At 68.2% G+C, this 26,150-nt stretch carries 25 protein-coding genes and 1 pseudogene; 8 read left to right on the top strand and 18 right to left on the bottom strand.

Going from position 1 to position 26,150, the window contains the following annotated elements:
• Both LDO27_RS19585 and LDO27_RS19580 read left to right on the top strand, forming a co-directional pair.
• Window positions 1–693 carry a heme-copper oxidase subunit III family protein gene (locus tag LDO27_RS19585; protein WP_377747778.1) on the top strand — a complete coding sequence of 231 codons (693 nt, stop codon included), beginning with the start codon at window positions 1–3 and terminating at the stop codon, window positions 691–693.
• 8 nt (window positions 694–701) lie between these two features.
• The gene (locus LDO27_RS19580; RefSeq protein ID WP_224043547.1) at window positions 702–1,085 is read left to right on the top strand and encodes a cytochrome C oxidase subunit IV family protein; all 384 of its coding nucleotides are present in this window, start codon (window positions 702–704) and stop codon (window positions 1,083–1,085) included.
• On the opposite strand, the gene LDO27_RS19575 is transcribed toward LDO27_RS19580, so the two are convergent.
• The 3 genes from LDO27_RS19575 to LDO27_RS19565 all read right to left on the bottom strand — a co-directional run bounded on the left by LDO27_RS19575 (window position 1,082) and on the right by LDO27_RS19565 (window position 2,747).
• Window positions 1,082–1,831 (bottom strand): GDSL-type esterase/lipase family protein, encoded by a 750-nt coding sequence (locus tag LDO27_RS19575; RefSeq protein ID WP_224043545.1) that lies wholly within the window; start codon window positions 1,829–1,831, stop codon window positions 1,082–1,084. The two genes, LDO27_RS19580 and LDO27_RS19575, sit on opposite strands and share 4 nt — an antisense overlap.
• Before the next feature lie 96 nt (window positions 1,832–1,927).
• Entirely contained in the window at window positions 1,928–2,329 is a 402-nt protein-coding gene (locus LDO27_RS19570; RefSeq protein WP_224043543.1) for a VOC family protein, read from the bottom strand.
• A 43-nt stretch (window positions 2,330–2,372) separates the two neighbouring features.
• Entirely contained in the window at window positions 2,373–2,747 is a 375-nt protein-coding gene (locus LDO27_RS19565; protein WP_224043536.1) for a DUF427 domain-containing protein, read from the bottom strand.
• A 342-nt stretch (window positions 2,748–3,089) separates the two neighbouring features.
• Between LDO27_RS19565 and LDO27_RS19560 the strand changes: the two genes are divergently transcribed.
• Window positions 3,090–3,479 carry a mechanosensitive ion channel protein MscS gene (locus LDO27_RS19560; RefSeq protein WP_222207122.1) on the top strand — a complete coding sequence of 130 codons (390 nt, stop codon included), beginning with the start codon at window positions 3,090–3,092 and terminating at the stop codon, window positions 3,477–3,479.
• Between the two features lie 37 nt (window positions 3,480–3,516).
• Here LDO27_RS19560 and LDO27_RS19555 read toward each other — a convergent pair whose 3' ends face one another.
• Window positions 3,517–4,536 carry a Bug family tripartite tricarboxylate transporter substrate binding protein gene (locus LDO27_RS19555; RefSeq protein WP_222207123.1) on the bottom strand — a complete coding sequence of 340 codons (1,020 nt, stop codon included), beginning with the start codon at window positions 4,534–4,536 and terminating at the stop codon, window positions 3,517–3,519.
• Window positions 4,537–4,586: 50 nt separating this feature from the next.
• Complete coding sequence (uxuA, locus tag LDO27_RS19550; protein WP_224043535.1) at window positions 4,587–5,627, bottom strand: mannonate dehydratase; 1,041 nt, start codon at window positions 5,625–5,627, stop codon at window positions 4,587–4,589.
• Window positions 5,628–5,826: 199 nt separating this feature from the next.
• On the opposite strand from uxuA, the gene LDO27_RS19545 reads away from it, so the two are divergent.
• Window positions 5,827–6,567 carry a FadR/GntR family transcriptional regulator gene (locus tag LDO27_RS19545; RefSeq protein WP_224043533.1) on the top strand — a complete coding sequence of 247 codons (741 nt, stop codon included), beginning with the start codon at window positions 5,827–5,829 and terminating at the stop codon, window positions 6,565–6,567.
• Window positions 6,568–6,619: 52 nt separating this feature from the next.
• Here the strand turns inward: LDO27_RS19545 and LDO27_RS19540 are convergent, their stop codons facing one another.
• Window positions 6,620–8,047, bottom strand: coding sequence for an NAD-dependent succinate-semialdehyde dehydrogenase (locus tag LDO27_RS19540; RefSeq protein WP_222207128.1), 1,428 nt, complete (start codon window positions 8,045–8,047; stop codon window positions 6,620–6,622).
• Window positions 8,048–8,433: 386 nt separating this feature from the next.
• Between LDO27_RS19540 and LDO27_RS19535 the strand changes: the two genes are divergently transcribed.
• The 3 genes from LDO27_RS19535 to LDO27_RS19525 all read left to right on the top strand — a co-directional run bounded on the left by LDO27_RS19535 (window position 8,434) and on the right by LDO27_RS19525 (window position 10,768).
• Window positions 8,434–8,895, top strand: a complete 462-nt coding sequence (locus tag LDO27_RS19535) for a tripartite tricarboxylate transporter TctB family protein (RefSeq protein WP_222207129.1) — start codon at window positions 8,434–8,436, stop codon at window positions 8,893–8,895.
• A 12-nt stretch (window positions 8,896–8,907) separates the two neighbouring features.
• Complete coding sequence (locus tag LDO27_RS19530) at window positions 8,908–10,410, top strand: tripartite tricarboxylate transporter permease (protein ID WP_222207130.1); 1,503 nt, start codon at window positions 8,908–8,910, stop codon at window positions 10,408–10,410.
• A gap of 61 nt (window positions 10,411–10,471) precedes the next feature.
• Window positions 10,472–10,768: a helix-turn-helix transcriptional regulator gene (locus LDO27_RS19525; protein ID WP_222207131.1), complete on the top strand. Its 297-nt coding sequence runs from the start codon at window positions 10,472–10,474 to the stop codon at window positions 10,766–10,768.
• 76 nt (window positions 10,769–10,844) lie between these two features.
• On the opposite strand, the gene LDO27_RS19520 is transcribed toward LDO27_RS19525, so the two are convergent.
• From LDO27_RS19520 to LDO27_RS19485, 8 genes are all read right to left on the bottom strand, one after another.
• Window positions 10,845–11,633: a DUF4397 domain-containing protein gene (locus LDO27_RS19520; protein WP_222207132.1), complete on the bottom strand. Its 789-nt coding sequence runs from the start codon at window positions 11,631–11,633 to the stop codon at window positions 10,845–10,847.
• Window positions 11,634–11,838: 205 nt separating this feature from the next.
• The gene (locus LDO27_RS19515) at window positions 11,839–12,855 is read right to left on the bottom strand and encodes a diguanylate cyclase domain-containing protein (protein WP_222207133.1); all 1,017 of its coding nucleotides are present in this window, start codon (window positions 12,853–12,855) and stop codon (window positions 11,839–11,841) included.
• Window positions 12,856–12,984: 129 nt separating this feature from the next.
• Entirely contained in the window at window positions 12,985–14,034 is a 1,050-nt protein-coding gene (gene cheB / locus LDO27_RS19510) for a chemotaxis response regulator protein-glutamate methylesterase (protein WP_222207134.1), read from the bottom strand.
• Complete coding sequence (locus LDO27_RS19505; protein ID WP_224043531.1) at window positions 14,031–16,409, bottom strand: hybrid sensor histidine kinase/response regulator; 2,379 nt, start codon at window positions 16,407–16,409, stop codon at window positions 14,031–14,033. The genes cheB and LDO27_RS19505 overlap by 4 nt, the downstream gene beginning before the upstream one ends.
• Window positions 16,406–17,155: a chemotaxis protein CheW gene (locus LDO27_RS19500; protein ID WP_224043530.1), complete on the bottom strand. Its 750-nt coding sequence runs from the start codon at window positions 17,153–17,155 to the stop codon at window positions 16,406–16,408. Before LDO27_RS19500 ends, LDO27_RS19505 begins: the two co-directional genes overlap by 4 nt.
• Window positions 17,148–18,431 (bottom strand): CheR family methyltransferase, encoded by a 1,284-nt coding sequence (locus LDO27_RS19495; RefSeq protein ID WP_224043528.1) that lies wholly within the window; start codon window positions 18,429–18,431, stop codon window positions 17,148–17,150. The genes LDO27_RS19500 and LDO27_RS19495 overlap by 8 nt, the downstream gene beginning before the upstream one ends.
• Window positions 18,428–18,901: a chemotaxis protein CheW gene (locus LDO27_RS19490; protein ID WP_224043620.1), complete on the bottom strand. Its 474-nt coding sequence runs from the start codon at window positions 18,899–18,901 to the stop codon at window positions 18,428–18,430. The genes LDO27_RS19495 and LDO27_RS19490 overlap by 4 nt, the downstream gene beginning before the upstream one ends.
• Before the next feature lie 43 nt (window positions 18,902–18,944).
• Window positions 18,945–20,555 carry a methyl-accepting chemotaxis protein gene (locus LDO27_RS19485; RefSeq protein WP_224043526.1) on the bottom strand — a complete coding sequence of 537 codons (1,611 nt, stop codon included), beginning with the start codon at window positions 20,553–20,555 and terminating at the stop codon, window positions 18,945–18,947.
• Between the two features lie 266 nt (window positions 20,556–20,821).
• On the opposite strand from LDO27_RS19485, the gene LDO27_RS19480 reads away from it, so the two are divergent.
• Window positions 20,822–22,150: a putative bifunctional diguanylate cyclase/phosphodiesterase gene (locus LDO27_RS19480; RefSeq protein WP_222207500.1), complete on the top strand. Its 1,329-nt coding sequence runs from the start codon at window positions 20,822–20,824 to the stop codon at window positions 22,148–22,150.
• A 244-nt stretch (window positions 22,151–22,394) separates the two neighbouring features.
• On the opposite strand, the pseudogene LDO27_RS19475 reads toward LDO27_RS19480, so the two are convergent.
• The 4 genes and pseudogenes from LDO27_RS19475 to LDO27_RS19460 all read right to left on the bottom strand — a co-directional run bounded on the left by LDO27_RS19475 (window position 22,395) and on the right by LDO27_RS19460 (window position 26,141).
• Window positions 22,395–23,567, bottom strand: a pseudogene (locus tag LDO27_RS19475) (ABC transporter substrate-binding protein).
• A 79-nt stretch (window positions 23,568–23,646) separates the two neighbouring features.
• Window positions 23,647–24,354 (bottom strand): ABC transporter ATP-binding protein, encoded by a 708-nt coding sequence (locus LDO27_RS19470; protein ID WP_222207139.1) that lies wholly within the window; start codon window positions 24,352–24,354, stop codon window positions 23,647–23,649.
• The gene (locus LDO27_RS19465; protein ID WP_222207140.1) at window positions 24,341–25,105 is read right to left on the bottom strand and encodes an ABC transporter ATP-binding protein; all 765 of its coding nucleotides are present in this window, start codon (window positions 25,103–25,105) and stop codon (window positions 24,341–24,343) included. Before LDO27_RS19465 ends, LDO27_RS19470 begins: the two co-directional genes overlap by 14 nt.
• Window positions 25,098–26,141, bottom strand: a complete 1,044-nt coding sequence (locus LDO27_RS19460) for a branched-chain amino acid ABC transporter permease (RefSeq protein WP_222207141.1) — start codon at window positions 26,139–26,141, stop codon at window positions 25,098–25,100. The genes LDO27_RS19465 and LDO27_RS19460 overlap by 8 nt, the downstream gene beginning before the upstream one ends.
• Window positions 26,142–26,150: the final 9 nt, after the last annotated feature.

Raw genomic sequence — 26,150 nt, 5'->3', positions numbered from 1 at the left:
ATGCCCTCGCATCTCGCGCCGCCGGCGCCCGGCACGCCGGATCTTCCCGCCGGCCTGCGGGGCCTCGTCGCCGACTGGTCGTCGGACCAGTCGGCGTTCAAGGTGTCGTGGGGCAAGGCGATGATGTGGATCTTCCTGCTGTCCGACACCTTCGTCTTCAGCTGCTTCCTGATCGCCTACATGACCGTGCGGATGACCACCACGGTGCCCTGGCCCAATCCCAGCGAGGTGTTCGCGCTGCATATCGGCGGCGCGGACGTGCCGCTCGTGCTGATCGCCATCATGACGTTCGTGCTGATCACCAGCAGCGGCACCATGGCGATGGCGGTCAACTTCGCCTACCGGCGCGATCGGGCGCGCTGCGCCGCGCTGATGTTCGCGACGGTGCTGTTCGGCGCGACCTTCGTCGGCATGCAAGCCTTCGAATGGACCAAGCTGATTTCGGAAGGGGTGCGGCCCTGGGGCAATCCGATGGGCGCCGCGCAGTTTGGCTCGGCGTTCTTCATGATCACCGGCTTCCACGGCTTGCACGTGTCCTGCGGCGTCATCTATCTGCTGGTCGTCGCCCTGCGCGTGCTGCGCGGGCGCTACGAGCGGCTGGGCGACTATCAGATCGTGGAGATCGCCGGCCTGTACTGGCACTTCGTCGACCTGGTATGGGTCTTTATCTTTGCGTTCTTCTACCTGTGGTGAGGCATGCCATGGCAGATTCGGCCACCACCCCCCCGCCCGGCGCCGCCGCGCATCCGCCCGACTCCGCCACGGCGGCCGGCTCGCACGCGCCCGGACGCGTGCATCCCATCGGGGTGTACCTGAAGGTATGGGCGCTGCTGTTCGTGCTGTCCGCGTTCTCGTACGCGGTTGACTACTTCCACGTGCAAGGGATGCTGCGCTGGACGCTGATCATCCTGTTCATGCTGCTCAAGGCGGGGCTGATCGTGGCGGTCTTCATGCATATGGCATGGGAGCGGATGGCGCTGGTCTACGCCATCTTGCTGCCGCCGCTGTGCCTGCTGGTGCTGGTGTGGCTCATGGCCGTCGAGGCCGACTACACGTTCCTGCTGCGCGGCGAGTTCTTCCGCTAGCGAGAGGCCGTGGCCGTGGCGTCGCCGAGCGGCTCCGTCACGTGCGGCAGCACCGCGGCGCGCCAGCGGGCATAGCCCTTGCCGTTCAGATGCACGCCGTCATGCGTGTATTCGCGGCCGAGGTCGCCGTCGCTGTCGAGCAGGCCGCTGCCCACATCGATGTACCGGATCAGCGGATCGCTCTGCGGCAGGCCCGCGAGCAGCCGGTTCAGTGCCGTCACTTCGCGGTTGTCGCGCCCCGTGTCGCGCACCGAGCGGTTGACCGGCAGCGTGCTCTGGACATAGATGCGCGTGGCCGGGGAGATGGCGCGGATGCGCTCCACGGTCTGCTGATACTGCGCAAAGACCTGCCTGTGGTCTAGCACGGCCAGGTCGTTGATGCCCGCCATCAGGAAGATCTTGGCCGGCCTGGTCTTCGCGATGGATTCGATCCGGTTGAGCACGCGCGCGATCGAATCGCCGCCGATGCCGCGGTTGACCACGTTGGCGTTGCCGAGGAATTCGCCCCATTCGCCCGCCTCGGTGATCGAGTCCCCCACGAACACGATCTTTCCGGTGCCACCGCGCTGGTCCATCGCCTGCAGGTGTTCCAGCCGGCCCACGCTGTATCCGGAGCCGTCGTCGCCATTGCGGATCTTGAAGGCGAGGTATTCGAGGCCCCCCAGGCGATGGATCGCCATGCCGATCACGCCGGCGAGCGCCACATTCAAAGCGAGGGACGCGATAAGAACCTTGCGGGACAGCATGACGGCGCTCCGGCGGAAGACATCGGTCCCCACAGCTTGCGCACGCCGGCGGCGCGCTTCTGTCTGTTACCGCGCACAGGTAAGCAAGCCCTCGCCTTATCGGGCGTCGCGCTGGTCTCCGCCGTGGAAGACCGCCTCGATGTTGTAGCCGTCGGGGTCCAGCACGAACGCGCCGTAGTAGTTGGCGTGATAGACCGGCCGCAAGCCGGGCGCGCCGTTGTCCTTGCCGCCGGCGGCCAGCGCCGCCCTGTGGAAGGCATCGACTTCGCGGGCGCTCGCGGCGCGGAAGGCCAGATGGATGCGCGGGGTCGATGGCGGACCTTCGAACAGCCAGAAGTCGCCGCTGGGGTCGCCTTCGCGGGCGTCGGCCTCGGTGCCGAATCCGGCTGACTTGTCGCGTTCCTTGCGGATGGCGTAGCCGAGCGGCTTCAGGGCGGCCTCGTAGAAGGCCCTGCTCTTGCCGAAGTCGCTGACGGTGATGCCGGTGTGGTCGATCATGGTGGTCTTCCGTGAAAGCTGTCCGGACCCCGGTCGGGCCGCTTCAGCCGATGTCGATGGCGTCGACGCGGTCAGGGTAGAAGGCGAGGTAGCCGCCGATGGCGGCGACCGCCGCGTGCGGCGCCTCGTAGGTCCAGACCGCATTGGTGGCGCGCTCGCCGCCGTGCGGGATGCTGAAGTAGGCAGCATCGCCCTTGTAGGGGCAATGGCTGGCATGGTCGGTGCGCGCGAGCAGGGTCATGTCGACGTCCTCCCGCGGAATGTACTGCACCGGCGGATAGGAGGCCTCGCGCAGCGTCAGCGCGGCGCGCGTATCGGCGACGATGCGGCCGGCTACCGTTACCACCACGCGCGCCGGCTGGGGCGCGATGTCGATGGGGTGGTCCGGGCCCGGTATGCGGACTGGCTTGGCTGGCATGATCGCGTGTCCTGAAAGAGGTTTGCCGCGAAAGAGCGGGGCGCGGCCCGGGCCGGCCCCGAAATGAAGAAACGCCACGAAGAGATGGCAGGGCCGGCGATGCGCGTCCTGCCGGCCCTGCAGACCAGAGTAGCAAGCACCCGCCCCGGAAGAAATGCCCGGGTTGGAATACACCGGTCAGCAATCCGCAACGAACGCGGAACGCGCGGCCGGCCGGCACAGGCTCGCGGCGGTGCGGCAATGTCTGGTTACACGTTCAAAGATTCCGTCACCACGCCGCAACCCGCCGTGCGTTGCATTGAGGCATGCTTGCGGCTCATTCGCTTCTTTCAGGAGTCCATCATGCGCAATGCCCTTCGGCTGGCTGCTGTCGCATTGCTTTGCACAACGACGCTGGCCTCGGGCCAGGCAATGGCGCGCGACCACTATCACGGACATCGCGGCCATGGACACGCCTACCGCGGGGGTGGGGGCGACAACGGCGCGGCGCTGGCGGTAGGGGCGATCGTAGGCCTGGCGCTCGGCGCGGTGGCATTGAGCGCCGCGGCGGCGCCGCCGCCTGCGCCCGTGGTCGTCTCGCCCGCGCCGGTCGGCTATGCCCCGGCGCCCGTGACCTACGCCCAGCCGGCCATTCCGCCCGGCTATTGCTATCGGGAATACGACCGCGCCTATGTCCCCTGCCAGGCGGCCCCCGGGGGCTACTATCCGGGGCAGGCGTCGTACGGGTATTGACGGACCGGGCCGGGCGGCGCGGTCCGTCCGCGCCACCTCAGTCCGCCGTGATGCGGTTGGCCCGCACCACATCGCCCCACATCTTGTAGTGGGTCTGCGTCAGCGTGCCGAGCTGTTCCGGCGTACCGCCGCCGGGCTCGTCGCCACGGTCGACGATGTTCTTGACGATGGTCTGGTCCTTGAGGGCGGTGTTCATCCCGGCGTTGGCCTTCTTCACGATGTCGGCGGGAAGCCCCGGCGGCCCGTAGAGGCCGATGAACGAGATGATGGTGAAGTCCTTGACCCCCGCCTCGGCGGCCGTCGGCACGTCCGGGATCATGCCGACGCGCTTGGCGCCGGTGACCATCAGCGGCCGCAGCTGGCCGGACTTGATGAACGGCGCGACGACCGACGTCGCGTCGAACATCGCGTCGAGGCGCCCGGCCATCAGGTCCATCATCGCGGGGCTGCTGCCCTTGTAGGGCACGTGGTTCATCTTCGGCCCGCCCATCCGTTCGCGCAGCAGTTCCATCGTGACGTGCGGCAGCGCGCCGTTGCCGCCGGAGCCGTAGTCGATCGCCTTGCCCGCCTTGTCGCGCGCCTTCACCTCTTCGACGAACTGCGCATAGGTCTTGATCGGCGACGTCGAAGGCACCACCAGCACCAGCGGCGATTGCAGCAGCACGCCGATCGGCGTCAGCTTCTGCGGATCGACGATGCCCAGCTTGGTGTACACATGCGGCATGATGGTCATCGAGCCGTTGCCCACCAGCAGCTTGCTGCCGTCGGGCGGCGCGCGCATGACCTCGATGGAGGCGATATTGCCGTTCACCCCCGCCTTGTTGTCGATCACGAACGGCTGGCCCAGCGCGTTCTGCAGCCCGTTGAGCAGGACGCGGCCGGCGAAGTCGGTCTGTCCGCCCGGGGGGAAGCCGACCAGCAGCGAGACCGGCTTGGTCGGCCAGCTGTTCTGCGCCCAGGCGCTCGTCGCACCCATCGCCCCGAGGGCCAGCGTGGCGATACCCGCGGCCAGCGCGAGGCGGCGCGATGCCGCGAAAGTGTGTTTGGTGATTTCCATGACTCGTCTCCAGTTGTTCTTCTTTGGGATGGCGACACGCGCCGCGTCCGTCAGGACGCCTTGTCCAGCGCTTCCCACATGCCGTTGATATAGACCGCCCCGAGGGCCCGATCGTAGAGGCCATAGCCGGGTTTGCCGGTCTCGCCCCAGATCATGCGGCCGTGGTCCGGACGGAAATAGCCGTCGAAGCCGACGTCGTGATACGCCTTGACGATGGCCGCGATGTCCAGCGAACCGCAGCTGGACAGATGCGCGGTCTCCTCGAAATCGCCTTCCGGCGTCACCTTGATATTGCGCAGATGGGCGAAGTGAATGCGCCCCATGCCGCCGAATTCGCGCACCAGCGCCTCGACGTTGTTCTGCGGGCCGGCGCCCAGCGATCCCGAGCACAGCGTCAGGCCATTGGCCGGCGTGTCGGCGATCTTCAGGATGCGGGCCAGGTCGTCGCGGTTCTTGACGATGCGCGGCAGACCGAAGATCGGGCGGGGCGGATCGTCGGGATGGATGGCCATGCGCACGCCGCATTCCTCGGCCACCGGGATGATGGCGCGCAGGAAGTAGGCCAGATGCGCCCACAGCTTTTCCTCGTCGATCTCGCGATATTCCGTCAGCAGCGCCTGCAGTTCCTCGGGCCGGTAGCTCGAATCCCAGCCGGGCAGCGAGATGCCCTTGCTGATATCGATCTCCTCGACCTCTTTGGTACTGAAAGCGAGGCACGTCGAGCCGTCCTCCAGCTTCTTCGAGAGCGTCGTGCGGGTCCAGTCGAACACCGGCATGAAGTTGTAGCAGATCACCTCGATCCCGGCCGCGGCCAGGTTGCGGATGTTCTGCTGGTAGTTCGCGATCAGCCGGTCGCGGGTCGGCTTGCCCAGCTTGATGTCCTCGTGCACGGGCACCGATTCGACCAGCGTGAACTGCAGCCCGGCGGCCTCGATGGTGGCCTTGAGGGCGAGGATCTTTTCCATCGGCCAGACCTCGCCGACGGGCTCGTCGTAGATCGCCGAGACGATATGCGTCATGCCGGGGATCTGCCGGATGTATTCGAGACTGACCGGGTCGGAGGTTCCGAACCAGCGGAATGACATCTTCATGGATGCGGCCTTTGATGAGCGGTTGTGGCGAAGATGGACAGCGGCCGAGCCAGCGCCCATATTGGTGAACCATAGTGGTTCACCAATTATGAACTGGGTGCCCAATTTTGCCCTCATGGTTTACCATGGTGCGCATGGGTCGGACCGCCCGTTGCCGCGCGGCCGGTCCACCACTCAGCAGTCCGACGCCCTCATATCGATGCGACCAGCCACCAGCGCCCCCACTTCCCCTCCAACAATAGAAGAGTCCGCCGCCACCGACCGGTCTTATCTGAGCCTGGCGGGGCAGGTGCGTGCGCTGATCGCCTCCGGCGAGTTTTCGCCGGGCATGCGGCTGCCGTCGGAGCGGACGCTGGCCGAGCGCTTCGGCGTCAGCCGCACGCTGGTGCGCGAGGCCATCATCGCGCTGGAAGTGCAGGGAATGGTGGAGGTGCGGGTGGGTTCGGGGATCTATGTATGCGCCGCCCCGGGCGCGGCCGCGGCCCCGGATCCGTTCGCGCTGGCGTGGCGGCCCGGACCCATCGAAACGCTGCGGGCCCGCGTGCTGATCGAGGGCGAAGTCGCCAGCCTCGCGGCGGCCGAGCGCAAGGACGCGGACCTGGATCGGATGTTCGTCGCCCTGAGCCGGATGCGCGAGCACATGCACGACAAGCAGGCCAACGAGGCGGCGGACCGCCAGTTCCACCTGTGCCTGGCGGAGTCCACCGGCAACCAGGTGCTGTCGCACATGGTCGCGGCGCTATGGGACAGCGCGCGCGGCGATCCGTTGTGGAGGAAGATCGAGGAACACTTCCACACCACGTCGCTGCGCGAGGCCACGCAGGAGGATCACCAGAAGATCTTCGCCGCCGTGATGGAGCGCGATGCCCACGGGGCGCGCGCGGCGATGCGCGGCCATCTGGAGCGGGTGATCGGGGAGTTTACGCAGGCGTGGCGGTGAGGTGTTTCTTCCCTCTCCCGCTGGCGGGAGAGGGAAGCAAAACGGCGGTGTCTCAGACCTGGGTAATAAACTTCGTCACCAGGTAGCCGTCGAACGTCTCCGTGCCGCCCTCGCTGCCGATGCCGGAGTCCTTGATGCCGCCGAACGGCGTTTCCGACAGCGCCATGCCGAAGTGGTTGATGTTGACCATGCCGGCCTCCAGCCCGTTGGACACCAGCGTGGCCGTCTTCAGCGAGTTGGTGAAGACATAGGAGGCAAGGCCGAACGGCAGGCTGTTGGCCCGGCGCAGTGCGTCCTCGGCGTCCTTGAAGCGCACCACCGGCGCCACCGGTCCGAAGGGCTCGTCGACCATCAGCTTGGCATCGTCCGGCAGGTCCGTGATGACCGTGGGGGCGAAGAAATAGCCGCGGTCGCCGATGCGCCCGCCGCCGGCCACGACCTTGCCGCCGCGATGGCTGGCATCGTCCAGGAACTGCTCCATCGAGGCAATGCGCCGCTCATGCGCCAGCGGGCCCATCTGCGTGCTGTCCTGCAGGCCGTCGCCGACCTTGATCGAACCCATCACTTCGGTAAAGCGGGCCAGGAACTTGTCGTAGGCCTTTTCCTGGACGTAGAAGCGGGTCGGCGATACGCACACCTGGCCCGCGTTGCGGATCTTGAAGCGGGCCAGCATCTCCGCGGCCGGCTCGATATCGGCATCGTCGAATACCAGCACCGGCGAATGCCCGCCCAGCTCCATCGTCACGCGCTTCATGTGCGCGCCCGCCAGCGCGGCCAGCTGCTTGCCCACCGGCACCGAGCCGGTAAACGAGATCTTGCGCACGATTGGCGACTCGATCAGGTAGGTCGATACCTCGCTCGGCACGCCCCACACGATATTGAGCACGCCGGGCGGCAGGCCTGCATCGTGGAACAGCTGCGCCAGGGCGACCACGGCGCTGGGCGAATCTTCCGGACCCTTGAGGATCAGCGTGCAGCCGGCGCCCAGCGCCGCGACGATCTTGCGGATGGCCTGATTGAACGGGAAGTTCCACGGGGTGAAGGCGGCGCAGACGCCGATGGGCTCGCGCACGACGATCTGGCGCACATTGGGCTGGCGCGGCGGAATCACGCGGCCATAGATGCGGCGCCCTTCCTCGGCATGCCATTCGGCATGTTCGGCGCAGACCATCACTTCGGCCACCGCCTCGGCGAGCGGCTTGCCCTGGTCCAGCGTGATGTTGCGGCCGATGTCCTTGGCCCGCTCCCGGGTCAGTTCGGCCACGCGGCGCAGGATCTTCGAGCGCTCCAGCGGCGAGGTGGCCTTCCAGGTGGTGAAGGCGCGCTGCGCGGCGGCCAGTGCCCGGTCCAGGTCGGCGGTGGTGGCGTGCGGCAGCTTGCCGAGGACTTCCTGCGTGGCGGGATTGATCACGTCCTGTTCGCGACGGTCCCCACCTTTGACGAATTCTCCATCGATATAGAGGGCGAGATCCTGGTACATGCCTTGTTCTCCTGGTCTGGGATGGCCGGCGCCCGGCTGGCGCCCGCGGTCGAAACCGCAAGCTTAGCGCGTCGGCGGTGACTCTGCACCCCGGGGCGCCCGCACCGGCCTCGGGCGGGGTCTGCAACACATCCTTTCATTCTCCCTTCAACACGCCTGCACCGCGCTTTCACGCGCCTTACCGCCAGCTTTCAAATTCCATCACGGCGTGATCCGACGTGGTGGTTAACCCTTGGACGCCCACAGTGAAAGGCCACTGAAAGCGGCCTGAAAGAGCACTGAAAGAACGCATCTCTAACGTTGCATCCGTTTTGCGGATGCGCTTGCGCATCGCTTGCGCCAGTCACGACGGCGCGCCGATTGATACATTGTTGAGGAGAATCGTTTTGCGCATACGCAGCCAAAAGGACTTTGCCTCCGGCCTGATGTTTGTCCTGGTCGGACTTGGCTTTTCCTGGGTCGCCCGCGGCTATTCCATGGGAAGCGCCGCCAAGATGGGACCCGGTTATTTCCCCTTCCTGCTCGGTCTCGTGCTCGCCTTCCTCGGCGCGCTGGTGCTGATCGGCGCGCTCTCCAGCAAGGGCGAAGAGGACCAGCTCGCGCGCTGGGACGTGAAGATCCTGCTATGGATCCTCGGCTCGGTGGTGCTGTTCGGCCTGCTGCTCAAGCCCCTGGGCATGGTGCTTTCGGTGCTGGTGCTGGTGCTGGTGTCGTCGATGGCCAGCCATGAATTCAGCTGGAAGGGCGCCATCCTGAACAGCATCGTGCTGGTGCTGATCAGCATGGGCGCGTTCGTCTACGGCATCAATCTGCAGATGCCGGTGTGGCCTGCGTTCATTACGGGCTAAGGAGACGGCCAAATGGAATTGTTCGAGCATCTTTCGCTGGGGTTCTCCACGGCGCTTTCGATCCAGAACCTTGCGTACGCGTTCCTGGGCTGCGTGCTCGGTACGCTGATCGGCGTGCTGCCGGGCCTCGGGCCGCTGGCGACCATCGCCATGCTGCTGCCGGTGACCTACACGCTGCCGCCGGTGGCCGCGCTGATCATGCTGGCCGGTATCTACTACGGCGCGCAGTACGGCGGTTCGACCACGGCCATTCTGGTCAACCTGCCCGGTGAATCGTCGTCCGTGGTGACGACCATCGACGGCTACCAGATGGCCCGCCGCGGCCGTGCCGGCGTGGCGCTGGCCACCGCCGGTCTGGGCTCGTTCTTCGCCGGCTGCGTGGCCACGCTGATCCTGGCGGCCTTCGCCGGTCCGCTGTCGGAACTGGCGTTCAAGTTCGGTCCCGCCGAATACTTCTCGCTGATGGTGCTGGGCCTGATCGGGGCCGTGGTGCTGGCCTCCGGTTCGCTGGTCAAGGCCATCTCGATGATCGTGCTGGGCCTGCTGCTGGGCCTGGTCGGCACCGACGTGAACTCCGGTGCGGCGCGCTTCTCGTTCGACGTGCCCGAGCTGACCGATGGCATCGACTTCGTCGCGCTCGCCATGGGGATGTTCGGCTTCGCGGAAATCATCGCCAACCTGGAGCAGAAGGAAGCCCGCGAGACGTTCACGGACCGCGTGACCAACCTGTTCCCGACGAGGGAAGACTTCAGGCGCATGATCCCCGCGGTGCTGCGCGGCACGGCGCTGGGTTCGGCGCTGGGCATCCTGCCCGGCGGCGGTGCGGCACTGGCGTCGTTCGCGGCCTACTCGCTGGAAAAGAAGACCTCGAAGTTCGCGCACGAGTTCGGCAAGGGCGCCATCGAAGGCGTGGCCGGTCCGGAGTCGGCCAACAACGCGGCCGCGCAGACCTCGTTCATTCCGCTGCTGACGCTGGGCATTCCGCCCAACGCGGTGATGGCGTTGATGGTCGGTGCAATGACCATCCACAACATCCAGCCGGGTCCGCAGGTGATGACCAGCAACCCCGCGCTGTTCTGGGGCCTGATCGCCTCGATGTGGATCGGCAACCTGATGCTGATCATCCTGAACCTGCCCATGATCGGCGTGTGGGTCAAGCTGCTGACCGTGCCGTACCGCTTCCTTTACCCGGCGATCCTGGTGTTCTGCGGCATCGGCGTGTATTCGGTCAACAACCAGACTTTCGACGTGTTCATGGCCGCTGGCTTCGGCATCGTCGGCTACCTGTTCCTGAAGCTCAAGTGTGAACCGGCGCCGCTGCTGCTCGGCTTCGTGCTGGGGCCGATGATGGAAGAGAACTTCCGCCGCACGCTGCTGCTCTCGCGTGGTGATTTCAGCGTGTTCGTGACGCGGCCGCTGTCGGTGGGCCTGCTGATCGCCGCCGCCGCGCTGGTGGCCGTGGTGGCCTTGCCGTCGATCAAGGCCAAGCGCGAAGTCGCGTTCCAGGAAGAATAAGCGGACAGGGGCGGGCGGCGTTCATCGCGCCTCCGCCCCGCGTTGTCCGCGCTTTGCCCGCATGAAAAGACCGGCTCTCGACAGTCTCGTCTCCCGCCTCTACATCCTCAAGTTCGTCCGCTCGCATCCGTCCACCGTGCTCTCGCTGGCCGACCGGCTGCGCGAGCGCGGCATCGACAAGGACATCCGCGCGCTGCGGCCCATCCTGCGCAGCCTGATGATGGCCCGCGCGATCACCGCCCAGCTCGAAGAGGGCACCGGTCGCGTCTACAGCATCACGGACCGCGGCCGCGAGGAGCTGGACGTCTATCTCGCCCATCTTGACGTGCTCCATAACGACATCGGCGACGCCCCGTAAAGGGCGCCGCCGATGTCGTTGGTGCCGTCGTCGCGAGCCGGCCCGACCGGAGCCGGGGCCCGCCCGGCCGCGAGGCTTACTGGTCGAGCAACTCCGTCGCGGTCTGCGCGTCGTCGTTGGCCTTGGCGACCAGGACCTTGATATTGCCCGGCACGACCGCGCTGATGCCGTCGGTCGGGATCGTGGTGATCAGCCAGTCGGCGTTGTTGCCGATGTTGACCACGCCGGAGTTGAAGATCTCCGTCTTGGTGCCGGCCGCGGTCACGCGGATCACGTAGTCGCCGCCGTTCAGGTCGATGGAGTCGCTGCCCGATGCCGGCACGGCGCTCTTGTAGCCCACGTTGGCGAACGTCGGCGTGACATTGGCCAGGTTCGTGTTGGCCGGCGTCACATAGATATCCACGTTCGGCGCGTTGAACGACGCGTTCAGGCCGCGCACGCGCGCCTTGTCCGAGAACACGCCCTTGCCGTACGGATCGTCGATGGTCAGGATATCGGCGCGGCCTTCGCCCGGCAGGGCGACCACGGTGTACTTGTGGCCGTGTTCGCCGTTGAACGTCGTGCGGCCCAGCTCGGTGGTGGTGCCGGCGACGTTGATCGAGAAGGTCTGGTCGTTGTCGCTGTCGATGTCGAAGTACTTCGACACGAACTTGTACGGCACGTTGACGATGCTCGTCTTGCCGCCGTTCTGGTACACGTCGACGTTCGGGCCCGCCGGGATGGCGTGGACCACGCGGACCGTCGGCTTGCTGATGCTCAGTCGATCGTCGATGCCGTCATCGTCGCCGCCGCCGCAGGCGGTCAATGCGACCGTGGCCGCCATGGCCAGTCCAAGCGCGATCCCGGTTTTGGAAAAGATCTTCATAGGGTTCCCCTTACAGGTGAAATCGAAAAACTTGCCGGCTGCTCGCGCCGTACCGTGTTATCGAATATGACGAAAAGGGCAGTCGCGTGCCGTGATGGAACGATAGCGGCGAGCGCGCGGGGGAACCACATCGCCGGGTCCGATACGGGTGTCGGACAATTCCCACACCGCTGGACCGCGCCGGACCCGATCCGGAAGGGAAACGTCAGGCCATCATGACCTGGTTGCGGCCGTTGCGCTTGGCCATGTAGAGCCCCGAGTCTGCCGTCTCCACCAGCCTGCTGAACGGCACGTCGATGGCCGGCACCAGCACCGCGGCGCCAATGCTCACGGTGACATAGGGGCTGACGGTAGAGCCCGCATGAGGGATCTGCATGCCCTCGATGGCGCGGCGCGCCTTCTCGGCAAGCAGCCGCGCGCCGCCTGGCGAAGTCGAGGGCAGGATCATGGCGAACTCCTCGCCGCCGAAGCGCGCCGGCAGGTCCGCCGGGCGGGCGCAGTTGTCGCGGATCACGGCCGCCACGCGCCGCAGCACGTCGTCGCCCGCCACGTGGCCATAGGTGTCGTTGAACGCCTTGAACGAATCCACGTCCAGCATCAGCAGCGCAAGCTGACTCTGTTCGCGCTGCGCGCGGCGCCACTCCGCGCCGAGGTATTCGTCGAAATAGCGGCGGTTGGACAGGCCCGTGAGGCCGTCCGAATTGGTCAGCCGCTGCAGTTCGAGATTGGTCTCCAGCAGCTGCTGCTGGCTCTGCCGCAGCGCGCGATAGGCCTCGTCGCGTTGCAACAGGTTCAGGTAGGAACGCGAGTGGTAGCGCACGCGGGCCACCAGTTCGATGCTGTCCGGCAGCTTGACCAGGTAGTCGTTGGCGCCCGCCGCGAAGGCGGCGCTCTTCATCGTCGGTTCTTCCTTGGTCGACAGCACGATGATCGGGATATCGCGCGTGGCCGGATTGGCGCGGTAGTGCCGCACCAGCGTGAGCCCGTCGATGCCCGGCATCACCAGGTCCTGCAGGATCACGGTGGGCTTGGTGCGCTGCGCGACCGCCACCGCGTCCTCGGGCCGGGCGCAATAGTGGAAGTCGATGTCGCGTTCGGTGGCGAGCGCGCGCCGCACGGCTTCCCCGACCATGGCCTGGTCGTCCACCAGCAGCACCATGGCCTGGTATTCGTCGCCCACGCGCGTGGGGATGAGTGGCGGGGGAGTTTGGTTGGCTTCCATAGCCTCGTATCGATTCCTGTGAATGCGTCGTGTGGATCCGTCCGGCGATCCCGGGCGTTCATGTCGTTTGGGCCCGGGTCCCGCGGCCGCGCCATCCCGTTCGCATGGTCCTTGGCGTTCGCGCCCCTCTCAGAGCCGGCGTATTCCGCAGGCCTGCATCAGCCGCGGCGCGATCCGCTCCAGCGGCAGGATCTCGCTGGCCGCGTCGATGGCGGCGGCCGCCTTGGGCATGCCATATACCGCGCTGGTGGCCTCGTCCTGCGCGATGGTCAGGCAGCCGCGCGTGCGCATCGCCTTCAATCCCTGCGCTCCGTCCCGGCCCATGCCGGTCAGCAGCACGCCGATGGCGGGCTCCTGCCAGTAGCGGACCAGACTTTCGAAAAATACGTCGATCGACGGCCGGTACACGTGTTCGACGGGTTGTCTCGTGTAGACCAGCCGAGCCGGCGCCTTCGGTCCGGCGGGCGTGGCGTCGGCCGGGGCAAAGCGCAGATGATCGTTGCTGCCGGCCAGCAGCACCACGCCCGGCTGCGGACGGTCACCGTCACATGCTACCCGCACTGGCAGCCGGCATTGCGCATCGAGCCAGTCGGCCATGCCCGCCGCGAAAGCCTCGTCCACGTGCTGCACCGTCACGATGGCGGCGCCGAAGTCGGCCGGCAGCGCGCCGAGCAGGCCGGCAAGCGCCGCCGGTCCTCCGGCCGATGCGCCGATCGCCACCAGGCACGAAGAGCCGCCGGTGACGCGCGCGCCGACCTGCGGCGCCGGCACGCGGCCGGTTCGCGCGGCCAGCAGGTTGCCGATGTTGCCGATCTTGCGCAACAGGGGCCCGGCGAGCAGCCGTGCGTCCGGTTCGGTCAGCGTGGGCGTGTCCACCGCATCGATGGCGCCATGGCTCATGGCGTCGAACACCAGGTTGGCATTGCGCCCGAGGTCGGTGGTCACCACGACGATCGCGCACGGCGTCGCGGCCATGATGCGGCGCGTGGCCTCGACGCCGTCCATCACCGGCATCAGCAGGTCCATCAGGATCAGGTCGGGCGTATCGGCCGCGGCGCTGGCGACCGCCTGCTCGCCATCGGCCGCCTCCCATGCCACCTGGAGGCCGGGTTGCAGTGCGAGGGCGCGCCGCAGCGACGCAATGGCCAGCGCGGAGTCGTTGACGATCCCGATCCTCATGCCTGCGCCTCCCCGATCAAGTCATGCACCGCGTCGAGCAGCGCCGCATCGTGGAAGCTGCTCTTGGCCAGATAATAGTCCGCCCCGGCCTCCAGGCCGCGCTGGCGGTCCTGTTCGCGGTCCTTGTACGAGACCACCATCACGGGCAACTGGCGCAGCCGCGCATCCTGCTTGATCAGGCCGACCAGCTCGATACCGTCCATGCGCGGCATGTCGATATCGGTGATGACCAGGTCGAAGGCCTCGGCGCGCAGCTGGTTCCAGCCGTCCATGCCGTCCACGGCCACGGCCACGTCGAAGCCGCGGTGGGTCAGCAGCTTGCGCTCGAGCTCGCGCACGGTCAGGGAATCGTCGACCACCAGCACGCGCTTGCGCCGCCCGGGCACCGCCGCCGCGCCGGCGCGGCGCACGCCTTCGACGCGGCCCTCGGACAGCAGCCGCTCCACCGAGCGCACCATGTCCTCGACATCGAAGATCAACACCGGCGTGCCGTCCTCGGCGAGGCTCGCGGCCGCGATGTCCTTGATCTTGCCCAGCGCCGGCGCCAGCGGCTGCACCACCAGCACGCGTTCGCCCAGCATACGGTCCACGGCGATGCCGTAAGTGCGCTCGTGCTCGCCGACCACCACCACGGGAAGCGCCCGGCCGTCGCGCGGGGGCTCGGGCCGGCCGAGGATCTGCGCCGCGCTGACGAGGCCCACATGGCGGTCGCCGTAGCGGAAGTGGAAATGCTCGTGGTTCTCCAGTTGCTGGATGTCGGCGGGCTCGACGCTGGCGGCCCGGGCCACGAAGGCGAGCGGGAAGGCATAGGCCTCGCCGGCCACCTCGACCAGCAGCGCGCGCACCACCGACAGCGTCAGCGGCAGTTCCAGCTGGAAGCGCATGCCCTGGCCCGTCTGCTGGCTGATGCGCAGCTTGCCGCGCACCTGGCGGATCATGTCGCGCACCGCATCGAGCCCCACGCCGCGGCCCGAAACCTCGCTGACCGCCTCGCGCATGCTGAAGCCCGGCAGCAGCAGGAATTCGAGCAGCTCGGCCTGCGACAGGCGCGACGCGGTGTCCTCGCTGGCCAGCCCGCGCAGCACCACGGCGTTCCGCAGCGCGTGCAGGTCCACGCCGGCGCCGTCGTCGCCGATATCGATCAGCAGCCGGCCCGCGCTCTGGCGCGCGGCCAGGGTGATGCGGCCCTCCACCGGCTTGCCGGCCTCGCGCCGCCGCCCTGGCGCCTCGATGCCGTGGTCGATCGCATTGCGCAGCAGGTGGCCCAGCGGCGCTTCCAGCCGTTCCAGGATGTCGCGGTCGACCTGGGTACCTTCGCCCACGATCTCCAGGCGCGCCTGCTTGCCCAGCGAGCGCGCCAGGTCGCGCACCATGCGCGAGTAGCCGCCGATGCCGTCGGACAGCGGCCGCATGCGGCTTGCCAGCGCGGTGTCGTACAGCCGGCGCGACAGCCGCCCGGCGCGGTGATCGAACAGCTCCAGTTCGGCGGCGCGGCTGGTGAGCTGGCGATGGCTCTCGTCGAGCAGCCGGCGCGCCTCGGCCAGCATCGCGGCGGCGTTCGTGTCGGCTTGTGCCATGCCTTGCATCTCGGCCGCGCCCGTACCGAGCGCGGACTGCAGCCGATCCAGTGCCTGCATGGCGCGCATCTGCAGCCGGCGCGTCTGCTGCAGGCCGTCGCCGAAGGGCTTGAGCCAGTGCGATTCGACCAGCGCCTCGCCGGACAGGCCGAGCAGGCGGTCGATATTGTCGGCGGTGACGCGCAGCATCCGCTCCGGCTGCTCGCCGCTCGGCCGCGGGTCGGCGCGTTCGGCCGCTTCGGCCGCTTCGGTTGCCGCGATGGCTTCGGCGGCTTTCGTTGCCTCGTCCGGTGCGGCTGCCGCTCCGTTCGCATCCGCGCCGTCCGGCGCGGCCGCGGGGACGGACGCCACGGTCTGTGCGGCCTTTCGCGGCGCGGGCGCCGTGTCGGCGCCGTCCAGCAGCGCGTTCAACCGCGCTACCACGGCATCGATCTCCACTTTGCCCGCGTGCTCGGCCCAGTTCACGTCCCCGTCGGGCGGGGCGCCGATGCGCTGCAGCAGGTCGGTGCCGGTCAGCAGCGCGTCGATATGCTCGGGTGCCAGCAGCAGGCATCCGCCTTGCGCCGCGACCAGGCAGTCCTCCATCGCGTGGGCCAGGCGCACGCCGCCGTCCAGTCCGACGATGCGCGCCGCGCCCTTGAGCGAATGCGCCGCGCGCATGCAGGCCTCGAGATGGACGGCCGCGGTCGGTTCGCGCTCCAGCGCCAGCAGCCCCGCATCGAGCACGCCGGCCTGGGATTCCGCCTCGAGCGCGAACAGCTCCAGCAGCGAGGCGTCGCGCAGCTGATCGGAGTTCATGCGGCGCTCCGTAGCATGGCCTGCTGCAGCAGCGCGGCATCGAGCAGTCCGACGGTGCGGCCGGAGACGTCCAGCAGGCCCTGCGTCAGATGGCCGGCGGTGCGCACCACGGTGGTGGGCAGGGGCTTGAGCGCCGCCGTGGCGACGCGTTCGACCGCCGCGATCTGGTCCACCGGCATCGCCAGCGCATCGCGTCCATGACCCATGATCAGCAGCCGGCTGCCGGGCGTGACGGGACCGCGCGCCTGATGCGCCGCCGCGCCCGCATCCGCTTGCGCGGGCAATTCCCCCGGCCGTACCGCGGATTCGTCGGCCGCAATGCCGAGCAGCCTGGCCAGCGATATGCACACCAGCAGGGTGCCGCGCACGCTGGCCAGTCCCAGCACCGCGGCATTGCGCCGGTGAGGCAGCGTATGCAGCGGGCAGGGCGGGCTGACCTCGGTCAGCGCCGGGGCCGGCAGCGCGAGCCATTCCGGCCCGACGCGGAAGACCAGGCAGGACAGGTCCGCCGGCGAGGACGGCGCGGACGCTCGCGTGGCATCGCGCGCGGCTTCGCCGGGCGCCTCCTGCACGACCGGCAGCTGATCGAGCAGCGCCACGGCCGCGCGCGCATGCACCGGACAGTTGCGGCAATGGATGTGTTCGGCCAGGCGCGGGCAGCTGCCGTCGCCCTGCACGCCGATTTGGCGCCAACAGTCTTCGAAGGCCCCGATGCCGCCCGGGTCGGCGAAGCGCGGCTCAACCATGGCGCGGCCTCATCGTCGCGGTGTTCGTCCCGGTATCCGGGGCGCGCCGCGCGCGCGCCCTCATGCGGGCGGCGCCTTCGCTGTCGCCCCCGGCGTCGAGCAGCGCGGCCAGATGGTGCAGCGCCTCGGGATGGCCTGGGTCCAGATAGAGGGCGCGGCGATAGCCTTCGCGTGCCTGCGCGGCGTCGCCCTGCGCGTCGTGCAGCACGCCCAGCAGGCAATAGGCGGACGCCGTCGGAACGTGGGCGGCCAGATGCGCGCGGCACGCCGCGATCGCGGCATCGAGTTCTCCGCGATCTGCCTGCGCGGCGATCTTGGCGAGGGCGTCCGCTTCGGCGGTGGAGCGGTCGGGGACCGAGGGAGGGCGCCACGGCGCCGCCGGCTTGGCACGGGTGGGCGGCGCCCGGTGCGGCGGGGGCTTGGCCGGCGACGGCGGCGCCAGCGTGCCGCGCGTGTCGGTCGGGGCCGCATGGGCCCGCGACTTGTGGAAGGCGAAGGTCATCGGCACGCCGGCCGGCGCCAGGCCGTGCCGCGTCAGCAGGCTCGCCTCGGCCGGGCCGACGAACAGCATGCCGTCGGCGCAGGTCAGCCGCTGCAGCGTGTGCAAGGCGCGCTGCTGCATGTCCGGGTCGAAGTAGATCAGCAGATTGCGGCAGAACACGAAGTCATAGGGTGGCTCGCCGGCCAGCAGGCCGGGGTCCATCAGGTTGCCCTGCAGCAGCCGCACCTGCGCGCGCACGCTCCCGTCGAGCGCGTAGCCGCCGGCGGCGGCCTGGGTGAAATAGCGCTCGCGGAACTGCAGCGAGGCGCCGCGGAAGGAATTGCCGCCGTAGACCGCGGCCTGCGCCCGCTGCAGGGCGCGTGCGCTGATATCGATGGCATCGACGCGAAAGCGGGCCGGCGCAAGGCCGGCGTCCAGCAGCGCCATCGCGATGGAATAAGGCTCCTCCCCGGTGGAGCATGGCACGCTGAGCAGGCGCAGCGGCCCGCCGCCGTGGCGGGGGTCGGCCAGCCGCGCGCCGGCGTAGCGCCCCAGCGCGGCGAGCGCCTCCGGATGGCGGAAGAACCAGGTCTCGGGCACGACCACGGCCTCGATCAGCGCCTGCCATTCGGCCGGGTCCGCGTGCAGCAGCGACCAGTACGCCCCGATGTCGTGCACCGCGCGCGCGTCCATGCGCTCGCGCAGCAGGCGGGCGACCGCACCGGCGCCGATGGAGCCGGCATCGAGTCCGATGCGCTCGCGCAGCAATGCTTCGATATGGGCGGCGCTGGTCATGGCAGGGCCGCGTCCGTGGCGGCGAACAGGCGCGCTTGCACCGCCTCGGGCAGCAGGTCCGCGACGCGCACCCGCTGGATCAGCCCGCGCGCCTCGTGAAGAACCGGCCCCAGGTAGCGCGCCGGGGCGGTATCGACACCGGCGTCGATGAACGCGGCGGGATCGCAGCGCAGGGTCTCGGTCGCGTGTTCCAGCCGCAGGCCCAGCAACCGGGCCGGCTCCGTGGCAAGGCGGCGGTAGTGGACGAGGACGGTGCGCGTGCTGGTGCGCGTGGCCGCGGGCAAGCCGGTGGCCAGCGCGCTCATGTCGATCACCGGCACCGGGCCGCCCCGCCAGGGCAGCAGCCCGGCCACCCAGCCCGGCGTGCCCGGCATGGCCTTGAGCGCGGTCAGCGGCAGGACTTCTGCCACCTCGGTGGCATCCAGGGCGTAGTGGTCGGCGCCGATGCGAAAAAGCAGGTACAGCTTCATGGTGTTCATGGTGCCATCAGCCTGACAGCGCGGGACTTCCGGCTCAGACCTGGAAGCGCGACACGCCGGTGCGCAGATCGTTGGCCACCAGGGTCAGTTCGTCCAGCGCCTGGCTGGACTGCCGCAGCGACTCCACCGACTGCCGCGCGGCCTCGCTCAGCTGCATCAGCGCCTGGTTGATCTGCTCCGCGCCGGTGGACTGCGCCTGCATGCCCTCGTTGACCATCTGCACGCGCGGCGCGGCCAACTGCACGTTGCCGATGATCTGGGACAGCTGGTCGCCCACCTGCGTGACCTCGGCCATGCCGCGGCGCACTTCCTCGGCGAACTTGTCCATGCCCATCACGCTGGCCGATACCGCCGACTGGATCTCGCGCACGATCTGCCCGATGTCGTAGGTGGCCACCGCGGTCTGGTCCGCCAGCCGGCGGATCTCGGTGGCGACCACCGAGAAGCCGCGGCCGTACTCGCCCGCCTTTTCCGCTTCGATGGCCGCGTTCAGCGACAGCAGGTTGGTCTGGTCGGCGACCTTGGCGATGGTGGTGACCACCTGGCTGATATTGCCGGCTTTCTCGTTGAGCGCGGCGAGCTTGGCGTTGACCGAGGCCGCCGCGTCCATCACCTGGTGCATGGTCGATTCCATGCGCGTGAGGCTGGCCTGCCCGGTGCCGGCCAGGCCGGCGGTGTGTTCGGCGGCCTGCGATACCTCGTTCATCGTGCGCACCAGGTCGCGCGAGGTGGCGGCGATCTCGCGCGAGGTCGCGCCGATCTCCGTGGTCGTTGCCGCGGTCTCCGTGGCGGTGGCCTGCTGCTGGCGCGCGGTGGCGGCGATCTGGTTGACCGAGGTGGTCACCTGTATCGCCGAGCGTTGCGCCTGTCCCACCAGCGTGGTGAGGTCGTCCGTCATCTGGTTGAAGCCTTGCTCCAGCTGGCCGAACTCGTCGCGCCGCCCGAGCGAAAGCCGCGCCCGCAGGTCGCCGCCGCGCATGGTGCGCAGCACGCCGACGAAGGCGCGCATCGGCACCGCCAGATAGCGGAACAGTTGATAGCCGGCGACGACGGCGGCCACGATGGCGACGATCAGCGCGATCTCGATCCGGGTCTTGGCCGTGTCCACCGCCTCCACGATATTGGCCGATGCGCCGGTGGCCGTGCGCTTGTTGTCCTCCACCAGCTGCTGCAGCGTGGTGCGGCCTTCCTCCCACAGCTTCAGCAGCGGGCCCCGGGCCGGTGGCGGGGCGGCGCCGGCGGCGTCGGTCTCGCGCAGGGCCGCGGTGGTCTGTTCGTACTGCTGGCGGATCTGCTGGAAGCGCTGGAAGGCGGCCCGGTCCTCGGCCGTGGCAATGGTCAGGTCGTAGGAACGCAGCGCGGCGTCAAGCCGCTGGCGCAAGTCCTCCAGGCGCGCCAGCGACTGCGTGCGCTCCGCCTCGTTGGTGGCCGTGGCCAGCCGCAGGTTCACGACATACATCTCGCCCCAGGCGCCGCGCAGCACCGTGGCGGTGTCCAGGCCCGGCAGCGCGTCGTTGCGCAGCGTCGCCACCTCGCGGTCGATGTCGGACAACTGTTTGTAGGCGATGGCCGCCGTTACCAGCATGATGGCCAGGATCAGCGCGAAGCTGGCTACGATTCGCGTGCGGATGGTCCGATGGTTCAACGTCAGTCCCGGTTGTGTTTCGAGGAAGCGCGGCGCGGCAGCCGCCTTGCGGCCTCTGCAAGGGCCGTGCTATGTACGCGCGGCCAAGGGTACTGTAACGACCGGACGGGAACAAACCTTAGGAGTCAAGCGGCGGCTTGCCGTTGTTTTGGCCGCGGGAGGGGGTGGAAACCCGAGGGGTCTTTGCTTGATTTTTCTGGATTTTTCGTCACACTTCGCAAATAGTACAAAAAGCGGCGATGTCGACAATCACATACAAGGCAGGGATGGTGGCCAGGTCGGAAGTGGAGGCGGCCGGTGCCGCGCCCGATGCGGATTCCGATTCGCTGACCGGCGTGGCTTCCCGTCAGGCGTTCTTGAAAAGGCTGGAAGCCCGGTTGCAGGCGGAGGCGGTGCCTCGCTGCGCCTTGATCCTGCTCGGCATCGACGACTTTCGCGCGTTCAACGACATGCATGGGCATGCCGAGGGCGATGCCATCCTGCAAAGGGTGGCGCGCCGGCTGCGGGATGCGTCGCCGCGCGATGCGCTGATCGGCCGTGTTGGCGGCGACGAGTTCGGCGTACTGCTGCCCTCGATTTCCGATCCCACGCTGGTGCGCCATGTCGGCGCCGCCATTCTTTCCCTGCTGTCCGAGCCCCACGAATTCGGCGGCCGCCGCCACCATGTGCTGGCCAGCCTCGGCGCCTGCGTGATGCCGGCCGGGGGCGATGGCGTCTCGGACGCGCTGGCTTCGGCCAGCCTCGCGCTGGGCCGCGCCAAGCGCGATGGCGGGCGGACCATACGCTTCTTCCGCCCGGAGATGCGCACCGACGTCACCACGCGCCTGTCGCTGGTGCAGGCCCTGCGCGATGCCTATGCCCAGCGCCAGTTCGAGCTGCTCTACCAGCCCCAGATCGACCTGCGCGATGGCCGCGTGGTGGGCGCCGAAGCCCTGATGCGGTGGCGCCATCCGACCCAGGGCCTGCTGTCGCCGGCCGCCTTTATCGATGCGCTGGCCGCCAGCAGCGTGGCCGGCGACGTCGGCATGTGGCTGCTGCACACGGCCTGCGCCCAGGCGCGCGCCTGGGCGCTGCGCTTTCCGCTGTCGCCGCCGCGGGTGGCCATCAATCTGTTCGCCGCCCAGTTGACCGAGAGCCGGCTGCTCACCGAGGTCAGGCACGTGCTGCGCGAACTGGCGCTGGAGCCGGGCCGTCTCGAGCTCGAAATCACCGAGACGATCGCGCTGCAGCAGGGCGACGAGTTCTCCGGCCAGCTGCAGGCGCTGCGCCGCGACGGCGTGACCCTGACCTGCGATGACTTCGGCACCGGCTACGCGTCGCTGAGCTTCCTGAAGTCGTTCCCCGTCGATCGCATCAAGATCGACCAGTCCTTCATCCGCAACGTGACCAGCAACGCCGTCGACGCGGCCATCGTCCAGTCCGTGATCAATGTCGGCCGCGCGCTCGATATCGGCGTGGTGGCCGAGGGCGTCGAGACCGTGGATCAGCGCGACTTCCTGGTCGCCAACCATTGCCACGAGGTCCAGGGCTACCTGTACGGGCGGCCGATGCCGGCCGACAAGCTGACCGAATTCCTGCGCCAGTCGGCCCGCTGAAAGGCGCGCCGGCACGCGAACAAGCCGCCCGAGAAGCTCGCACTGCGCGCCCCCTTTTTAGGGTTCCATTGGCCGCTGCGACCGGTCCGGCTGGTTGGACAGCAATTGGCCATTTCCTGAAGGCATGCGACAAGAAGGCGTTTAGATCGTGCAGAAGGGCGTGATCCACGTACTCCAATGCCGCCATCATTACTAAGAAGAAGGGCCGCCCATGGGCGGCCCTTTTGCATGGTCGGCCGAAGCCTTACTTCGCCAGCTCCGACAGCCGCACCTGCGCGATCTTGCCCTCCTGCACCCAGCCCACCACGGTATCCGCCTGCGTGCCGCCCTTGGCGTCCAGGCCGTCGATCTCGTTGGGGTTGGCCTCCTTGGGCAATGCCTTCATCGCCTCCGGCATTTTGGCGCGGATGGCCGCGGTGTCGGACGTGGTGCCGGCCATCTTCATCGCGCCGGCCAGCGCCTAGACCATGGTGTAGTTCAGCGACATCTCGGTGGTGGCGTCGCGGTTGTCGTGCAGCTTCTTGTACTTGGCGTTGAAGCCGTTGGCCGCCGGGCGGCTGTCGCTGGCCAGCGGCAGCACGCCGATGGCGCCTTCGAGCATGCCCAGGCCGTTGGTCACGCGCGCCATCTCGTCCAGCTTGGCCTGGTCCATCACGATGAAGCCGCCCTTGAAGCCGAGCTCACGGGCCTGCTTGATGACCAGCGCCGTGGGCTCCGACGGTCCGCCGACGAACAGCACGTCCGGCTTGTCGGCCATCACGCGCGACACGCCGCTGTAGAAGTCGGTGGCCTTGGTGTACGACATCGGGTTGTTGCCCACCACCTTGCCGCCGGCCTTTTCCCAAGCCGGCACGAACGCCTGCACCCACGCCTTGGCGTAGTCGTGGTCGGCCGGCACCAGCGCCACGTTCTTGCCGTAGCGCTTCATCTGCGCCTTGACGAAGGGCTCGATATAGCCGGTGAAGGCCGGGGGGATGCGGATGGTCAGCTTGTTGCCCGCATCGGTGATGCGCGGCACGCTGGAATAGGCCATCACCAGGAATTTCTCCTGCTCGTTGAAGGCCTGCAGCGCGAAGATGCCGCCGGAGTGCGGCACGAACACTGCCGGCGTCTTGTGCTGCTGCACCAGGCGGCGGGCATTGATGGCCGATTCGGCCGGCGAGTACTTGTCGTCCAGCGCCACCACTTCGAACTTGACCTTCTTGCCCTTGACCTCGAGCCCCGAGGCGTTGATTTCGTCGACCGCCATCTGGATGCCGGACAGCACGTTCTTGCCGTACAGCGCGGCGCCGCCCGACAGCGGGCCGGTGTAGCCCAGCTTGACCACTTCCTGCGCGAACGAGGCGCCGGAGGCGAGCAAGGCGGCCAGCGCGGTGGCGGCCAGGGGGAAGAAGCGTCGCGTCCTGTTGATTTGCATTTCCTGTCTCCAAAAAGGTTGTTGCCTGTTGGTCTTGTTATTCGGGGTTGCGAGGATGGGTCCGGGGAAGCGGCGCGCGCTAGCCGCCGATGTAGGCGCGGCGCACGCCCTCGTCATTGAGCAGCGAGTCCCGGTCGCCTTCCATGACGATGCGGCCGCTCTCGATGACATAGGCGCGATGGGCGATGCCCAGCGCCGCGTAGGCGTTCTGCTCGGCCAGCAGCACCGTCGTGCCGGCGCGGTTGATGCGCTGGATCACCTCGAACATCTGCTTGACCACCAGCGGCGCCAGCCCCAGCGACGGTTCGTCGAGCAGCAGCGCGCGCGGGCGACCCATCAGCGCGCGGCCCAGCGCCACCATCTGCTGCTGGCCGCCGGACAGCGAACCCGCCATGTCGTCCTTCTTCTGGCGCAGGATGGGGAACATCTCGAAGACTTCCTCCAGCGACTGGCGGATGCCGGCGGCGTCGCGCCGGTGCACGTAGGCGCCCAGCGTCAGGTTCTTCTGCACGCTCATGGCCGGGAACAGCTTGCGGCCCTCGGGGCAATGCACGAGGCCGGACTGCACGATCTGCGAGGGCTTCATGCCGGACAGCTCGCGGCCGTCGAAGCGCATGCTGCCGCCGCTGGTGCGATGGATGCCGCTCATGGCCAGGAAGATCGAGCTTTTGCCCGCGCCGTTGGCGCCGAGCAGCACGACCAGTTCGCCCGCCTTGGCGTGCAGCGAGACATTGTCCAGGGCGCGGAAGCTGCCGTACGACAGCGATACGCGTTCAAGCTGCAACATGGTCCGCTCCCAGATAGGCCTCGATGACGCGCGGATCGCGCTGGATTTCGGCGGGCGTGCCTTCGGCGATCTTCTCGCCGTAGTTCAGCACGATGATCTTGTCGGCCAGCCGCATGATCATGTCCATCTTGTGTTCGATCAGGCAGACGGTCTTGCCGTGCCGGACCATCTTGCGGATCAGCTCGGCGAGCCCCACGGTTTCCTCGGGGTTCACGCCGCCGGCCGGCTCGTCGAGCAGCAGCAGCTCGGGGTCCGTGGCCAGCGCCAGCGCGAACGCCACGCGCTTGCGCTCTTCCTGCGTGATATCGGACGCGACCTCGTGCGCGAGGTGCGAGAGGCCGACGAAGTCCAGCGCCTCCTCCGCCTTGGCGCGGCACAGCCGCTCCTCCTCACGCTGGCGGCGCGTGTTGAAGAGCACGTCGCGCAGGGCGGTGCGGGTGCGCAGGCGGTGGCCGACGATCAGGTTGTCCAGCACGGTGGCGCGGTCGAACAGCGCAGTGGCCTGGAAGGTGCGCGCGACGCCGAGCCGCGCGATCTGGTCCGCGCGCAGGCCGGCGATGTCGGTGCCCTTGTACAGCACCTGTCCCGAAGTGGGGGCATGGGTGCCGGCCACCAGGTTGAAGAAGGTCGTCTTGCCGGCACCGTTCGGGCCGATGATGGCGTTGATATGCCCGGCCTCGAAGGTGACCGAGACATCGTTCACCGCGGTCAGGCCGCCGAATTTCTTGGTCAGGTTGCGGATCTCAAGCATGGTCGGCTCCTGCGTTGGCGGGGGCGGCGGCGGGCGCGGACCCGGCATGCGCGCCGTGGACCGACTTCGGCGCGCGGCTGCCGCGGCGCGCGGCGGCCGCCCGGCGGGCCTGGCGCTTCAGGTAGGAGCCCACCACGCCGTCGGGGAAGAAGATGATCAACAGCACCAGCGCCGGCCCGAACACCAGCATCCGGTAGTCCTGCAGGAACTGCAGCGACTGCGTGATCCACGGCACCAGCACCGCGCCGAGCAGCGGCCCGAGCAGCGTGCCGATGCCGCCGACGAGCATCGCCATCACCATGTCGAAGGTCAGGTCGGTGCGCGCGATATCGGGACCGAGAAAACGCACGTGCCCCGCGTACAGCGCGCCGGCGAAGCCCGCATAGCCCACCGACAGCACGAACGACAGCACCTTGGTGCGCATCAGGTTGATGCCCAGCGCCTCGGCCAGCGCGTCGCTGTTGCGCACGGCCATGAAGCTGCGGCCGATCAGCGAGGTCACGATCCGGTGCATCAGGAACACGCCGATGACGAGGAAGAACAGCACCAGGTAGTACTGCGCCTGCACGTTGTCGAAGGCGATGGGGCCGATCGCGGCGGGCACCGGAATGCCGATCAGGCCCACCGTGCCGTGCGTGAGGCTTTCCCACTTTTCGATCACCAGATAGATGATGTAGCCGATGCACAGCGTGAAGATCGAGAAGTAATGGCCCTTGAGCCGCAGCGATACTACGCCGACCACGGCGCCGATCACCATGCAGACCAGCCCGGACACCGCGAACGCGGCCCAGAACGGCACCTGGTGGTCCACCGTCAGGATGCCCAGCGTGTAGGCGCCGATGGCCATGAAGCCGCCGTGCGCCAGATTGAGCTGGCCGGTGTAGCCGGTAATCAGGTTCAGGCCCAGCGTGGCGATCGCGTAGATGAAGGCGATCGTCATCACGGTGAGGTAGTAGCTGTTCGGTGTCACCAGCGGGAACACCACGGCGAGCAGCAGCAGCAGCGCCCAGCCCGTCTTGCCTTGCAATGCGTTCATGTCGTTGCG

Origin of the sequence: Cupriavidus respiraculi, from assembly GCF_914271545.1 — a bacterium.
Lineage (GTDB): Bacteria > Pseudomonadota > Gammaproteobacteria > Burkholderiales > Burkholderiaceae > Cupriavidus > Cupriavidus respiraculi.
Note: the sequence above shows the minus strand (reverse complement) of the source record. Positions and strands in the feature narration are given on the sequence as shown.

What these genes read in the sequence shown, in the direction of transcription:
- LDO27_RS19585 (WP_377747778.1), top strand. Translation starts at nt 1, where the DNA reads ATGCCCTCGCATCTCGCGCCGCCGGCGCCCGGCACGCCGGATCTTCCC.
- LDO27_RS19580 (WP_224043547.1), top strand. Translation starts at nt 702, where the DNA reads ATGGCAGATTCGGCCACCACCCCCCCGCCCGGCGCCGCCGCGCATCCG.
- LDO27_RS19575 (WP_224043545.1), bottom strand. Translation starts at nt 1,831, where the DNA reads ATGCTGTCCCGCAAGGTTCTTATCGCGTCCCTCGCTTTGAATGTGGCG.
- LDO27_RS19570 (WP_224043543.1), bottom strand. Translation starts at nt 2,329, where the DNA reads ATGATCGACCACACCGGCATCACCGTCAGCGACTTCGGCAAGAGCAGG.
- LDO27_RS19565 (WP_224043536.1), bottom strand. Translation starts at nt 2,747, where the DNA reads ATGCCAGCCAAGCCAGTCCGCATACCGGGCCCGGACCACCCCATCGAC.
- LDO27_RS19560 (WP_222207122.1), top strand. Translation starts at nt 3,090, where the DNA reads ATGCGCAATGCCCTTCGGCTGGCTGCTGTCGCATTGCTTTGCACAACG.
- LDO27_RS19555 (WP_222207123.1), bottom strand. Translation starts at nt 4,536, where the DNA reads ATGGAAATCACCAAACACACTTTCGCGGCATCGCGCCGCCTCGCGCTG.
- uxuA (WP_224043535.1), bottom strand. Translation starts at nt 5,627, where the DNA reads ATGAAGATGTCATTCCGCTGGTTCGGAACCTCCGACCCGGTCAGTCTC.
- LDO27_RS19545 (WP_224043533.1), top strand. Translation starts at nt 5,827, where the DNA reads ATGCGACCAGCCACCAGCGCCCCCACTTCCCCTCCAACAATAGAAGAG.
- LDO27_RS19540 (WP_222207128.1), bottom strand. Translation starts at nt 8,047, where the DNA reads ATGTACCAGGATCTCGCCCTCTATATCGATGGAGAATTCGTCAAAGGT.
- LDO27_RS19530 (WP_222207130.1), top strand. Translation starts at nt 8,908, where the DNA reads ATGGAATTGTTCGAGCATCTTTCGCTGGGGTTCTCCACGGCGCTTTCG.
- LDO27_RS19525 (WP_222207131.1), top strand. Translation starts at nt 10,472, where the DNA reads ATGAAAAGACCGGCTCTCGACAGTCTCGTCTCCCGCCTCTACATCCTC.
- LDO27_RS19520 (WP_222207132.1), bottom strand. Translation starts at nt 11,633, where the DNA reads ATGAAGATCTTTTCCAAAACCGGGATCGCGCTTGGACTGGCCATGGCG.
- LDO27_RS19515 (WP_222207133.1), bottom strand. Translation starts at nt 12,855, where the DNA reads ATGGAAGCCAACCAAACTCCCCCGCCACTCATCCCCACGCGCGTGGGC.
- cheB (WP_222207134.1), bottom strand. Translation starts at nt 14,034, where the DNA reads ATGAGGATCGGGATCGTCAACGACTCCGCGCTGGCCATTGCGTCGCTG.
- LDO27_RS19505 (WP_224043531.1), bottom strand. Translation starts at nt 16,409, where the DNA reads ATGAACTCCGATCAGCTGCGCGACGCCTCGCTGCTGGAGCTGTTCGCG.
- LDO27_RS19500 (WP_224043530.1), bottom strand. Translation starts at nt 17,155, where the DNA reads ATGGTTGAGCCGCGCTTCGCCGACCCGGGCGGCATCGGGGCCTTCGAA.
- LDO27_RS19495 (WP_224043528.1), bottom strand. Translation starts at nt 18,431, where the DNA reads ATGACCAGCGCCGCCCATATCGAAGCATTGCTGCGCGAGCGCATCGGA.
- LDO27_RS19490 (WP_224043620.1), bottom strand. Translation starts at nt 18,901, where the DNA reads ATGAAGCTGTACCTGCTTTTTCGCATCGGCGCCGACCACTACGCCCTG.
- LDO27_RS19480 (WP_222207500.1), top strand. Translation starts at nt 20,822, where the DNA reads ATGGTGGCCAGGTCGGAAGTGGAGGCGGCCGGTGCCGCGCCCGATGCG.
- LDO27_RS19470 (WP_222207139.1), bottom strand. Translation starts at nt 24,354, where the DNA reads ATGTTGCAGCTTGAACGCGTATCGCTGTCGTACGGCAGCTTCCGCGCC.
- LDO27_RS19465 (WP_222207140.1), bottom strand. Translation starts at nt 25,105, where the DNA reads ATGCTTGAGATCCGCAACCTGACCAAGAAATTCGGCGGCCTGACCGCG.
- LDO27_RS19460 (WP_222207141.1), bottom strand. Translation starts at nt 26,141, where the DNA reads ATGAACGCATTGCAAGGCAAGACGGGCTGGGCGCTGCTGCTGCTGCTC.